Source organism: Gemmobacter sp. 24YEA27 (assembly GCF_030052995.1).
In the GTDB taxonomy this organism is placed as follows: domain Bacteria; phylum Pseudomonadota; class Alphaproteobacteria; order Rhodobacterales; family Rhodobacteraceae; genus Pseudogemmobacter.
On sequence record NZ_JASJPW010000002.1, the window covers coordinates 191,564 to 203,962 of the forward strand.

Here is a 12,399-nt window from a genome sequence, read left to right on the forward strand (position 1 = left end):
TCTCAGACCCCGATACGCTGTTGTTTGCGGATTTTTTCCTGATTGGCCCGCGCGGTGCGGACCGATTCAAAGGTGGAAACCTCTGGCACGCCGACATCCCAGTCGGCATCGCCGGGCGTCCAGGTCCAGGCATCGGTGACGATGGACAGCACCGTCACGCCGTCCTGGCCGTAGGCCCATTCGAGGGCTGCGGGCAGATCGGCCAGGCTTTCGACATGTTTCGCCGCCGCGCCCATCGCTTTGGCATGGGCCACGAAATCGACATGCAGCGGATTGTTGCGATCGCGGATGCGGCAGTCTTTCAACAGGTTGTTGAAGCCCGGCACACCCTTGGCCTGTTGCAGCCGGTTGATGACCGCATAGCCGCCATTGTCGCAAACGATCACGATCATCTTATGGCCGGTCAGCGCCGCCGAATAAATATCGGAATTCCCCATCATATAGGTGCCGTCACCCAGCATCACGATGGGCGTGCCGCCGGTGCCGCCCGGGCCTTCCTGCGCCATGGCCGCGCCCCAGCCCGCCGGGATCTCGTATCCCATGCAGGAGAACCCGAATTCGCAGTCAAATGTATGCGGGTCTTTGACGCGCCAGCCCTTGACGACCTCGCCCGGCAGACCACCTGCGGCAGTAACGAGCGTATCGCCCGGACGCGCCGCCTGGTTCACCACATTGACGACCTGCTGGTAGGACGGCACGGCCGCATCGGTCGGCGCCTGCAGGCTGTCGAGCAGCTTGTTCCATTCCGCGAACAGCTTCTTGCCGCGCGGCAAGAGCCCCGCGTCAGCCTTCCAGGCTCCAAGCGCTGCGTCGAGCTCCAGAATGCCTTCCTTCGCATCGCCCACAACCGACAGCGCCCGGTGCTTGATCGCATCAAACCGTGCGGCGTTCAGCGAGATGAACTGCGCCGAAGGCGAGAATGCCGTCCAGGAGCCGGTGGTGAAATCCTGCAGCCTGGTGCCGATGGCCAGGATCACATCCGCCTCGCGCGCCAGCTCATTCGCCGAGGTCGAGCCGAGGATGCCCACTGGGCCGATATGCACCGGATGGTCATGGGTGAAGGCACCCTTGCCGGCCACGGTTTCCACAACCGGGATACCGCGTCTGGCGGCGAAATCAGCCAGAGCCTGTTCGGCACGGCTATAGCGCACGCCACCGCCCGAGATGATCAGCGGCAGTTTCGCGCGCTGAAGCACCTCGGCAGCTTGCGCCACCGAATCGCGGTCGGGACGCGGACGCGGGATCTTCCAGACCTTCGGCTCGAAGAAGACTTCCGGATAGTCGTAGGCGATCTCCTGCGTATCCTGAGCGAGACCAATGAAAGCCGGGCCGCAATCGGCGGGGTCGAGCATCACGGCGACCGCCTGGGGCAGCGACTGGATGATTTGTTCTGGCAAAACAATGCGATCCCAATAGCGCACCACCGGCTTGAAGGCGTCATTCACCGTGATCGAGGGATTGTTGTAATGCTCAACCTGTTGCAGCACCGGGTCGGGAATACGGTTCGCGAATGTATCGCCCGCGATCAGCAGGACCGGCAGCCGGTTCGCCATCGCCACACCCGCCGCCGTGATCATATTCGCCGCGCCAGGGCCAATCGAAGTCGCCGCGACCATGATCTGACGGCGCTGCTTGGCTTTCGCGAATCCAATCGCCGCCAGCGCCATCGACTGTTCATTCTGGCCGCGCCAGGTCGGAAGCTGGTCCTGAACCGTCTCAAGCGCTTCGGACAGGCAGGTCACATTGCCATGGCCGAAGATGCCGAAAACACCTGCGAAAAGCGGAACGCGCTGCCCGTCAATCTCGGTGAACTGGTTGCAAAGGTAACGAACAAGGGCCTGCGCCATAGTCAGGCGCACAGTAGATCCGGTCATCTCGCCTCCTCCTGCGGATGTATCTTTTCTCAATGCTTACGGAATGCATATTGACAATGCAACGTCATAGCAATGATTATTGCAACAAAGTTGAGGAGGAGACTCAATGCTCAGGATTGCAGTAATCGGCACGGGCCGCATTGGCCGTATGCATGCCGAAAATATCGCAGCACACCCGCGTGCGGCCCTCGCCGGTGTCTATGATATTCATACCCCATCTGCCGCCGAAACGGCCGAAAAACTGGGTGTGACCCGGTTCGACAGCGCCGAAGCGCTGATCGCCTCGAAAGATGTCGATGCAATTCTTATCGCCTCCTCGACCGCCACCCATGCCGATCTGATCGAAGCCGCGGTCGCTGCCGGCAAGCCCGCTTTGTGCGAAAAGCCGATTGATCTGTCGCTCGCCCGCGTCAATGCCTGCGCTGCAAAGATCAAAGGTACAAGCGTTCCGATCATGCTCGGCTTCGTGCGCCGGATGGACAAGGGCCATGCGGGCGTGCAGGCGGCGATTGCCTCGGGCCAGATCGGTGATCTGCACCAGGTCATCATCACGTCACGCGACCCCGACATGGCACCCGACGCTTACATGGAAGTGTCGGGCGGCATCTTCCGCGATATGACGATCCATGATTTCGACATGGCGCGTTTCATGCTGGGCGAGGATGTGACCGAGGTTTCCGCGACCGGCTCGCGCCTCGTGAAGCCAGGACTGATGGAAAAGCTTGGCGATTACGACACCGTCACCGTGGTGCTGAAAACCGCCTCCGGCAAGCAGGCGATCATCAACAATTCGCGCCGCGCGGTCTATGGCTATGACCAGCGCGTCGAGGCCTTCGGGTCGAAAGGCATGGCAATTTCGGAAAACCACGCCATGACCAAAGTGCGCCTGTTCAATGCCGAACAGACCGAGGCCGCGCCGCCGCTCCTGAACTTCTTCATCGAGCGCTATGACGACGCTTTCGCCGCCGAGATCGGCGCTTTTGTCGATGCGGTCGAGAACGGCACCACGCCGCCGATAACCTTTGAAGACGGTCGCCAGGCGCTGATCCTCGCCGAGGCCGCGATCAGATCGGTGGCCGAGGGCCGCACCATCCTCACGAAAGACATCGGGTAACCCCATGTACGACAATTTCGGCCTGTTCACAGGTGGCGCCTGGATCTCCGGCGCCACAACGGGAGAGGTGTACTCTCCGGTCACCGGCGCATCCCTCGGCACGGTTGCCTTCGCCTCGGCTGCGCAGACTTGCGCGGCGCTGGATAGCGCAGCCGCCGCGCAAGACCCCTTGCGCGCCATGGGCGGTTTTGGTCGTGCCGACGCGCTGCACCGGGCTGCCGATGAGATGATCCGCCGCACGGATGAAGGCGCGCGGATGATCTCGCTCGAGACCGGGAAGCCCATCGCCCAGGCAGGCCGGGAATGGGTGCTCGCCTGTGATCAGTTCCGCTGGTATGCCGAAGAGGCACGGCGGATTTATGGCCGCATCGTGGACAGCCGGGTGCCCGGCGGACGGTTCGAGATCAGCCACGAGCCGGTCGGCATCGTGGGGGCCTTCACTGCCTGGAATTTTCCCGCCGCGCTGCCCGCACGCAAGCTGGCCCCTGCTCTGGCCGCCGGCTGCCCGGTGGTGCTGCGCCCGTCTTCGCAGACCCCGGGTGTGGCCATGGTGATCGTCGATTGCCTGCGTGCAGCCGGCCTGCCGGATGGCGCGGTCTCCCTGGTGGTCGGGTCAACCGCCGACACCTATGCGCCGATCATGGCAGATAAACGGGTGCGCAAGGTATCGCTCACTGGCTCGACCCGGGTGGGTCAACAGATGATCCGCGACGCGGCGGAAACAGTGAAAAAGGTCTCGATGGAACTTGGCGGCAATGCGCCGCTGATCATCTTCGATGATGCCGATCTCGACGCCGCGCTGGATCTGTCAGTGGCGACCAAATACGCCAATGCGGGCCAGGTCTGCGTCACCGCCGACCGTTTCTTCGTGCATGAAAGCCTGCATGACGCTTTTGTCGAGGGCTTTGTCGCACGCGCCGCAAAGATCAAAGTGGGCGATGGTATGGACCCGGAAACCGGCATGGGCCCCCTGATCAATGCCGGGCGCCTTTCAGAAATCGAAACGATCGTCGCCGACGCGCTCACCGCAGGTGCAAGCCTGAAACTTGGCGGTCGCCGCCCCGCCCATCTGAACAAAGGCCATTTCTACGAGCCAACCGTGCTTACCGATGTGCGCGATGACATGCGCGTCTTCGCCGAGGAAAACTTCGGCCCCATCGCCGCGATCACCCGGTTCTCGGGTGAAGACGAGGTCATCGCCCGTGCCAATGCCTCCGACATGGGGCTTTCGGCCTATGCCTTCACCCGCTCGCCCGAGCGCGCGCGGCGCGTCACGGCAGCACTGAAATCCGGCATGGTCGGGATCAACAGCTTTGCCCTTGCAGCCTCCGAGGCGCCTTTCGGCGGTACCAACCATTCCGGCATGGGCCGCGAAGGCGGGTCCGAAGGGATCCGGGACTATCTCGACACCAAACTCGCCCAAATCCTGTTCTGACCAGATCGCGCTCATAAAGGAACCGGCATGTTCACCAACCGGCTGAAACAACAGTGGTCCGAGGGGCGCGCCGCCATCAATGGCTGGCTTTCCATCGGAAACCCCTTCACCGCCGAGATCATGGCGGCGCAGGGCTATGACAGTATCACCATCGACGCCCAGCATGGCGCGCTGGATTACACGGCCGTGCTGCCAATGCTCCAGGCGATGCGCGCCTCGGGGGTGACGCCGATGGTGCGTGTGCCCTGGCGCGAGCCGGGGGCGATCATGAAAGCGCTGGATGCCGGTGCCCAGGGCATCATCTGCCCGATGGTGAATTCCGCCGCCGAGGCCGCCGAATTCGTCAGCTACACCCGCTATCCCCCGCAGGGGCAGCGCAGCTATGGCCCGACCCGCGCGGCTGTGGCCTATGGGGGCTATGGTTCGGCCGCGAATGACCAGGTCCTCGCGCTCGCGATGATCGAGACGCAAGGCGGCGTCGACAATATTGAATCCATCGCCGCCACACCCGGCCTTGACGGCATCTATATCGGCCCCGCCGATCTGACGCTTGGCACCACCGGCACAAAGCACCCCATCGGCTTTGATCGCGAAGAGCCGGAGCTGATCGCGCTGATCCGGCACATCCTCGCGGTCTGCAAGGCGAACAATATCCGGGCCTGCCTGCATTGCGGAAGCGCCGATTACGCCGCCCGTGCGATCGGCTGGGGTTTTGATCTCACCACAGTTGGCGGCGACTCGCGGCTGCTGGCAGCAGCGGCCTCGGCTTCGGTCGCGAAATGGCGTGATCTGACGGGTGCCGCCCCCGCCCCATTGCCGCGAAAGGGGGCTATTGATGCCGCATCTCCTGATCGCCGGAAAGCTGCATCCTTCGGGCACCGCGCTGCTGGAGGTTCTGAAGACGAAGGGCTTCACCATCGACTATGTCGAAGAGGTCTCCGAGCCCTCCTGCGCCGCGCTGATCCATAAGGCGGATGCGCTGGTGATCCGTACCCAGCCGCTCTCCGCGGCAACCATCGCCAAAGCAGAGCGGCTGAAAGTGGTCTCGCGCCATGGGGTCGGCTACGATTCCGTGGATCTTGCGGCGCTGAATGCGCGCGGGATCGCGCTGACCATTGTCGGCGATGTCAATTCGGTCTCGGTCGCAGAACATGCGATGATGCAGCTGCTCGCGGGCGCGAAGCGTGTGCTGCTCGCGGACCGCGCTGTACGCGAGCCGTCCGAATGGAACTGGCGCAACCGGCTGGAAGCGCATGAGATTTCCGATAAGAACCTCCTGATCATCGGCTATGGCCGCACCGGACAGCGGCTGGCGAAAATGGCGGCGGGCTTCGATATGAAGATCCGCGCCTATGACCCCTGGCTCTCGCGCAATGGCTGGCCGAAGGGCCCGGTGGGCGAGGTCACCGACCTCGCAGAAGCACTGGCCTGGGCCGATTGCATCTCGGTCCATGTGCCGAAAGCCGACCGCCCGACCATTGGCGCCGAAGAGATCGCCCTGATGAAACCAGGCGTCGTTCTTGCCAATACCGCGCGCGGCGGCGTGGTCGATGAAGACGCGCTGACGGCGGCGCTGGTTTCGGGCCAGGTTGGTGCCGCCGGTCTGGATGTCTTTGCAGAAGAACCACCCGGCCGGCATATTCCGCTCTTTGACCTGCCCAATGCGGTTCTGTCGCCGCATATTGCCGGCCTCACCGCCGAATGCGCGGCGCGAATGGCGGTTGCCTCCATCGAGAACGCGGTCAATTTCCTTGCGGGCAGCATCGACCCGCAGCTCATCGTCAACCGGGATGTCGCCAATGCCAGTTAATCAAATCACGGATAAACCAAAACTCCGGATCGGCCTGATCGGCACCGGCTTCATGGGCAAGGCCCATGTCTTCGGCTTCACCTCGGCGCCCAAGGTGTTCGAACTGCCCTATGACCTCGAGCTGCACACCGTGGCCGATGTGACGGTTGAAACAGCCACCCGCGCCGCGCGCGAACTCGGCTTCGCGCATTGGACAACCGACTGGCGCGACCTGATCAGCAATCCGGAAATCGACCTGATCTCGATCACCGCGCCGAACGCTTTGCATAAGGAAATGTCGCTGGCGGCGATTGCGGCCGGAAAACATGTCTATTGCGAGAAGCCGCTGGCGCCGCTGGCCACAGACGCGCTGGAGATGACGCTGGCCGCCGAAAAGGCCGGGGTGAAAACCCAGGTCGGCTTCAACTATCTGTGCAACCCGATGCTGCGGCTGGCGCGCGACATGATCGCGGGTGGCGAGCTGGGCGAGATCCGGGGCTATCGCGGTCTTCATGCCGAGGATTACATGGCCGACCCGAACGGCCCCTGGACCTTCCGCCATGACCCGGCGGGGGCGGCGCGCTTGCCGATATCGGCAGCCATGCCCTGGCGACAGCCGAGTTCCTGCTCGGCCCGATCACCGAGGTGATGGGCGATTGCCTGACGCTGATCCCATCCCGCCCCGATGGCAAAGGTGGCACCCGCCGCGTCGAGGTGGATGATGTGGGCCGCGCCTTCATTCGTTTCGCCAGCGGTGCGCAGGGTTCGGTCGAGGGCAACTGGATCGCGACAGGCCGCAAGATGCAGCATGACTTCGAGGTCTATGGCACCAAAGGCGCGCTGTCCTTCAGCCAGGAACGCTTCAGCGAGCTGCATTTCTACGCGACCGGTGACGGCCCGGGCCGCCGGGGTTTCCGCCGGATCGAGGCTGCGCCGGATCATGAGCCTTACGGGCGGTTCTGCGTGGCGCCGGGTCATCAGCTCGGCTTCAACGATCTGAAAGCCATCGAAGTCGAGGGTTACATCCGCGCCATCGCAGGCGAGGCGCCCGAGCCCTTCAATTTCCGGGCGGGCCTCAGGATCCAGACCCTGGTCGAGACGATCCAGCGCTCCTCTGCCGCGCGCGCATGGCTGAGCATCCCGGCCTGACCTTTGCCGGCGCGCGTCAGCTGCGCGCGCCGCCCCCTCGCGGATCCAGCCGAAGTAATCCTCGCTGCCCATCTGGCCACCTTTCAGCGCAATCTCCAGCCCGTCGAAATCGCCCGCCGCATGGGCGCGCGACAGCGAGGCGCCCGGAATGGTCGGCGCCAGCGCCTCAAGCGCGAAGATCCCCATCTGCCGCATGGCATGACCCGATGTATCGCCGCCCGAGATCACCACCCGTTTCAGCCTGGCCTCCCGCGTGAGACACGCGAGCAAGGCGCCCAGCGTCTCGCCAATCTGCTGGTTGAACACCGCCGGATCAGTGCCGGTTTCCGCCAGCGCCTGCGCCAGAGCGGCCACGCCCGGATCCTGCGGCCCCTCGGCGGTATGGACCAGCACATCCTCGCCCGCCGTTAGCGCGGCCAGGGCGGCTGCGCGCAACGGTGCCACCACATCCTCACCCCGGCACATCGCCGCCGCATCCAGCGCGAAAGTGGTGAAACCGTTCGCGCGCGCCCAGCCGATCTGTGCCGCCGTGGTCGGTGACACCGATCCCGAGACCACCATGACCGGCCCCTCAGCCCGCCCGCGACTGGCCAGCGGCGGCGGCAATACATGCTGGCCCGAGGCCACCAGATGCCGGATCACCGCATATTCCACGCCTTGCGAGCCGATTGCGAACAAAGGTTCATGTTCTGATGCCTGCCAGATCAGGCGACCGGCCTCGGCCTCAGACCCCGCATCCATCTCGTCCAAAGTCACCGCCCGCACACCGCGGGCGAGCAGGGCGGCCAGCGCTGCATCCGCGCCGCTTGCGTAATCTTCCAGCGTCAGGCAGCCGATCGCCACATTGGTCTGGCGCGACAGATGCAGCGCCACGTCGGCCTCATCCATCGGCGTCACCGGGTGATGTGCCATCACCGGATGCCGGTCGAGCCGATGCACCCCGGCGCCGACCCCGGCAAACAAATGCCCGAAGGCCTGATACCGCCGCATCTGCGGCGCAGCGATCACCACCGGCACGAAAGCATTGTCAAAAAGCTCCAGCCCGATCTCAAGCGCGCATCCGATATTGCCGATATGCGGTGCGGAATCGAGGGTCGAGCAGACCTTGTAATGGATCACCCGCGCGCCCAGATCCGCCAGCGCCCGGAAGGCCCCGGGCAGGTTCTCCCGCATCCAGTCAGGGCTTTCCGTGCGCGAGGTCGAGGCAACACCCACCCCCCGCAGCCCGGGAAAGCGGGCGAGCTGTTCTGCGGTCGGTGGTTCCAGAAACAGCACCGCCGGCAGGCCGCCAAAGGCCAGCGCCTCCATCGTGGCGGCGGCGCCGGTGAAGTCATCACCATACCAGGCGAAATCGAGCGCGTATTCCTGCGGCATCATTTCTTCCCGAACTTCGCGAGCGAGGCCGCCAGTTCCGGATGGGTCAGCGCATGGGCCTCAAGCGCGATGTCTGACGCCGCCGCGTCCCAGGCCTGTCGGATGGCGCGCACACCGCCCGCAGTCCCCATCGGATGACCGTGGATACCGCCACCGCCCAGATACATCAGATCCAGCGCGCCGCCGGTGCCCTGATATGTCGCGGTCGCCTGACCGCCCCATTGCCCCGACCCGCAAACCGGCAATGCGCGGTCCGAAGGCGAGAAAATCGGCGCCGCCATGTCAGCGAAGGACCGCAGGAAGCTCTCATCCGGTTCCCAGTATTTCGCGGCTATGCCGTTGATCTGAAACTGGTCAACACCCAGCAGCCGCCAGATCTTCTGATAGGGGCGAAAGGCCATGCCAATACCCGGATGCCGGGTCATGAGATCCCAGCCATTCCGATGCGCATGCAGCGCCAGCTGCGCGCGCTTACGCAAAAACGTCATGCCGCCATAGCCGATGGAGTTGATATTGACGACCGCCGCCTGACCGCCATGCTTCACCACCACATCATGGCGGCGCAGCATTTCTTCCGGGTCAGCCGAAGACAGACCAAAGGCATAGACCACCTTTTTCCCGGTCTTCTGCGCATGATTATCAATCACCCGCATGATCGCGGCCACGCGGTCGTCAAAGGGCGAATAAGCGGGCGAGGTCAGCTTTTCATCATCCTTGATGAAATCGACCCCCGCCTCGCAGAGCTCGCGCACCATGCCGGCAACCTCTTCGGGCAGAAGGCCCAGCGACGGCTTGATGATTGAGGCAATGATCGGCGCCCTGGCCGGAAAATCGAGACCACAGAGCCGGTAAGACCCTTCGACCCCGAATTGCGGGCCGGGATGCAACGCATAGGCTTGCGGCAATTCGATATCCAGAAGCCGCGCGCCTGTCAGGCCACGCGTCGCATAAAGCGCATTGATGCCAATGGTTTGCAGCGAGGCGAAATCCGTGCCGATGCTTTCCAGCGGAAAGTCAATCACCACATTGGCGCGGCGGAACGGTCCGGGCGCATCTGCCGGCCAGGCCGGCACTGTTGCCGGTTCCAGTTCCGTCACCGAAACCACCCTTGCGGCGCAGCGCGCCTTCACACCCGCCGTCTCTCCCGGCAGATCGGTAAACGTTCCAGTCGACTGATCGGTCGCGATTTTCACCGCCATCCGCTCGGGGTCATCCGGCGTCTCGATCAGGTAGTGAAAGCGGATCTGGTCCTGGGCCATCGTCTTACTCGCCCCTCCCCGGTCACGAGGTGCACCCGCCGCGCCGGGGGAGGAGGCGGGGCGCGACAGGTGGTCTTTCACCTTTTCAGGTGATGCGGATGATCGAGGCCTTGATCTCCTTGAAATCAAAAACACGCTTCCAGTCGTCGCGCATCAGCACCGGCTTGCCGAATTCGATTGCCTTGTTGCAGGCATCCGAGAACTGTCCCGGAACCTCGTCAAAGATCACCGCGCCGAGAATGTTCATATGGCCGAGCAGGAAGTCGCGGGCGCAGTCATAGGTGACGCCGGTCTTGATGACCTCATCCATCGCTTCGCGCATCACAACGAGCAGCGAGGCGCAGACGGTTTCCGACAGGCCCGGCTCCAGATAGGCCATCTGTTCAACCGTGACGCGGTGGCTGCGGGCAACCGGCGCGTAGATGGTTTTCGCGACTTTCTCGCCAAGCGCATAATGCTCTTCCGGCCCTTGCATCAGCGCATTCACCACGCCTTGTTGGGCTGCGATGCCGCCGAAATGGTCCTTACGGCCTTCCGGAGTGGATTCGTCATTGAAGATCGGAGGGTGGCAGGGATGGGTCACGAAATAGGTGATATCGGCGCGCTCGGGCAGATGATCGGCAAAGGGTGCCGCGGCATCAAGGCAAACCACCATCGTGCCGGGGTTCAGCTTCGGCACGATATCGCGGGCGACCGCGCCAATGGCGGTATCGGGCACCGCGAGCACCACGATTTCGGCGTTTTTGACTGCCTCGTCCGGGCCGACGCACTCAACACCATGCGCGTCTTTCGCGCGCTGGCGACCGGCTTCCGAGACCTCGACATAGGTCACATCGAAATCGCCGGACAGCAGGTTGCGCGTCAGGCGCATCCCCATTTTTCCACCGGCACCGAACAGGGCCAATCTGGTCATCTTCTCTCTCCTCACACTCAACTGGTATAATGAGTGCGCCAGTCGGTGCGAAAATACAAGAGGCCACGCGCCCCGATTTAAGAAACTGTGATCCAGATCCTGAGGGGCCGCATCAGCCGGGGAAGAAACCGGCTCCAGGCCCTCTCAATGAAATGCGATCCGGAGTGCCTGACCCCGGTGCCGCGCGACCACCAGCGCGACCTTGCGGCCGAAGCCATCCGGCAAGGGACCCCGAAATCCCGCCCCGCAGCGGAGCGGCAAGCTGCATCTGCAGGAAATTCCCCTTTGTCCACGACAGGCTTGAGGCAATGCCATTGTTCACATCCTGGGCATCAAATCGCCCATGTTCCCAACCACATCGCGGCTGAGGTTTTTTACTTCGCTGTCGTTTCCTCTGAAGCTTCCGATGAGGGAGACGGCAGAAGCCGGCGCTGAAACCGCCTCTTCCCACCGCGATTGTTGCAGCGATGCGTTCAGCGTCGCGAGGCTGTGAAACGGGAGGTCGCGAGGGTCGCTGCCCGAGACCTTCAGCGCGTCAAAGAACCCCCTGGGCAGCGCCATGCGGATCCCGGTCCGGTCCGAAGTTTCGACTTAAGTCTTCTGTCTGCCCGAGGTTTCCGTAGCCCGAGGCTCTTCTGGAAGCCGCGGATCATTGCCGGGAATGACAGAAACATATCGGGCGCAATCGACTGCGCTGTCGACAGAAGTGCAAAGGACAGACACAACCAAAAGGAACAATGCCGCTCAACAAGATCAGATCACAGAACCCGTTCTTACTCAGGGCGAGCAACGGCCCGGCCCGGGCAATCGGCGATGCACTGCATGGCCCTGGTCCAGCGCGACAGAAGCGGGCGGCTCAGTCCGTCTCTTCACCGGCGACCGGCAGATCCAGCGCCACATCGTTGCGGGGTTTCAGCAGCCCCGCATCCTCCAGGGCCTCAAGGTCGGGCAGATCGCGCAGCGTCTCCAGCCCGAATTGCGCCAGAAAGCCCGGCGTCGTGACATAGGTATAAGGCGCACCGGGCTCCGGGCTGCGCGGCCCGCGCGCGATCAGCGCCTGGCGATGCAGCCGGGCGATCAGGTCGCGGCTGACCTCGCGCCCGGTCAGGCGCGAAATCCCGCCGCGCGTCACCGGCTGCATATAGGCGATGATGGTCAGGACAAGCGCCTCATTGCGGGTCATGTCGCGACTGGTCTCTTCGCCACCACGCGCCACCCGGATCGCCGCCGCGTATTGCGACCGCGTCCGGAACTGCCAGCCACCGGCAATGCGGGCGATCTCATAGGGGCGATCGCTCAGCTCGGTCGCAAGATCCCCGATCAGAAGATCGAGCGAGCAGTCCCGCCCGACCACCCGCGAAAGCATCTCGCGTGTCACCGGCCCGGATGCGGCAAAAAGCACCGCCTCGACCCGCGCCATCCATTCCCGCCAGCGCAGCGCCTGGGGCAAAGCCGCCAGTTCGGTATCCAGCGTCTCCTGCGGGTCCGCCAT

General features: G+C 63.6%; 11 protein-coding genes and 1 pseudogene. 6 read left to right on the top strand and 6 right to left on the bottom strand.

The features are described 5' to 3' along the window. Positions 1 to 2: 2 nt before the first annotated feature. Positions 3 to 1,874: a 3D-(3,5/4)-trihydroxycyclohexane-1,2-dione acylhydrolase (decyclizing) gene (iolD, locus tag QNO18_RS18470; RefSeq protein ID WP_283179019.1), complete on the bottom strand. Its 1,872-nt coding sequence runs from the start codon at positions 1,872 to 1,874 to the stop codon at positions 3 to 5. Between the two features lie 106 nt (positions 1,875 to 1,980). Between iolD and iolG the strand changes: the two genes are divergently transcribed. From iolG to QNO18_RS18500, 6 genes are read left to right on the top strand one after another with little or no spacing between them, the layout of a single operon-like run. Continuing rightward, positions 1,981 to 2,988 (top strand): inositol 2-dehydrogenase, encoded by a 1,008-nt coding sequence (iolG, locus tag QNO18_RS18475; RefSeq protein WP_283179020.1) that lies wholly within the window; start codon positions 1,981 to 1,983, stop codon positions 2,986 to 2,988. Between the two features lie 4 nt (positions 2,989 to 2,992). Next, on the top strand, positions 2,993 to 4,423 hold the full coding sequence (locus QNO18_RS18480) for an NAD-dependent succinate-semialdehyde dehydrogenase (protein ID WP_283179021.1): 1,431 nt from the start codon (positions 2,993 to 2,995) through the stop codon (positions 4,421 to 4,423). Between the two features lie 27 nt (positions 4,424 to 4,450). Beyond that, complete coding sequence (locus QNO18_RS18485; RefSeq protein WP_283179022.1) at positions 4,451 to 5,392, top strand: aldolase/citrate lyase family protein; 942 nt, start codon at positions 4,451 to 4,453, stop codon at positions 5,390 to 5,392. Continuing rightward, on the top strand, positions 5,319 to 6,233 hold the full coding sequence (locus tag QNO18_RS18490; protein WP_283179275.1) for a hydroxyacid dehydrogenase: 915 nt from the start codon (positions 5,319 to 5,321) through the stop codon (positions 6,231 to 6,233). The genes QNO18_RS18485 and QNO18_RS18490 overlap by 74 nt, the downstream gene beginning before the upstream one ends. Then, positions 6,223 to 6,861, top strand: a complete 639-nt coding sequence (locus tag QNO18_RS18495) for a Gfo/Idh/MocA family oxidoreductase (RefSeq protein ID WP_283179023.1) — start codon at positions 6,223 to 6,225, stop codon at positions 6,859 to 6,861. The genes QNO18_RS18490 and QNO18_RS18495 overlap by 11 nt, the downstream gene beginning before the upstream one ends. Further along, a complete protein-coding gene (locus QNO18_RS18500; protein WP_283179276.1) occupies positions 6,837 to 7,361 on the top strand; it encodes a Gfo/Idh/MocA family oxidoreductase in 525 nt (174 codons plus the stop codon). Before QNO18_RS18495 ends, QNO18_RS18500 begins: the two co-directional genes overlap by 25 nt. Before the next feature lie 63 nt (positions 7,362 to 7,424). Here the strand turns inward: QNO18_RS18500 and QNO18_RS18505 are convergent. The 5 genes and pseudogenes from QNO18_RS18505 to QNO18_RS18525 form a co-directional block, all read right to left on the bottom strand. Next, positions 7,425 to 8,738, bottom strand: a pseudogene (locus QNO18_RS18505) (four-carbon acid sugar kinase family protein); the annotation flags it as partial. Beyond that, entirely contained in the window at positions 8,735 to 9,994 is a 1,260-nt protein-coding gene (locus QNO18_RS18510) for a RuBisCO large subunit C-terminal-like domain-containing protein (RefSeq protein ID WP_283179024.1), read from the bottom strand. The gene QNO18_RS18510 and the pseudogene QNO18_RS18505, both read right to left, overlap by 4 nt. A gap of 85 nt (positions 9,995 to 10,079) precedes the next feature. Next, positions 10,080 to 10,907, bottom strand: coding sequence for a phosphogluconate dehydrogenase C-terminal domain-containing protein (locus QNO18_RS18515; RefSeq protein ID WP_283179025.1), 828 nt, complete (start codon positions 10,905 to 10,907; stop codon positions 10,080 to 10,082). Positions 10,908 to 11,225: 318 nt separating this feature from the next. Beyond that, positions 11,226 to 11,468: a hypothetical protein gene (locus QNO18_RS18520; RefSeq protein WP_283179026.1), complete on the bottom strand. Its 243-nt coding sequence runs from the start codon at positions 11,466 to 11,468 to the stop codon at positions 11,226 to 11,228. Between the two features lie 295 nt (positions 11,469 to 11,763). After that, positions 11,764 to 12,399: an SMC-Scp complex subunit ScpB gene (locus QNO18_RS18525; RefSeq protein ID WP_283179027.1), complete on the bottom strand. Its 636-nt coding sequence runs from the start codon at positions 12,397 to 12,399 to the stop codon at positions 11,764 to 11,766.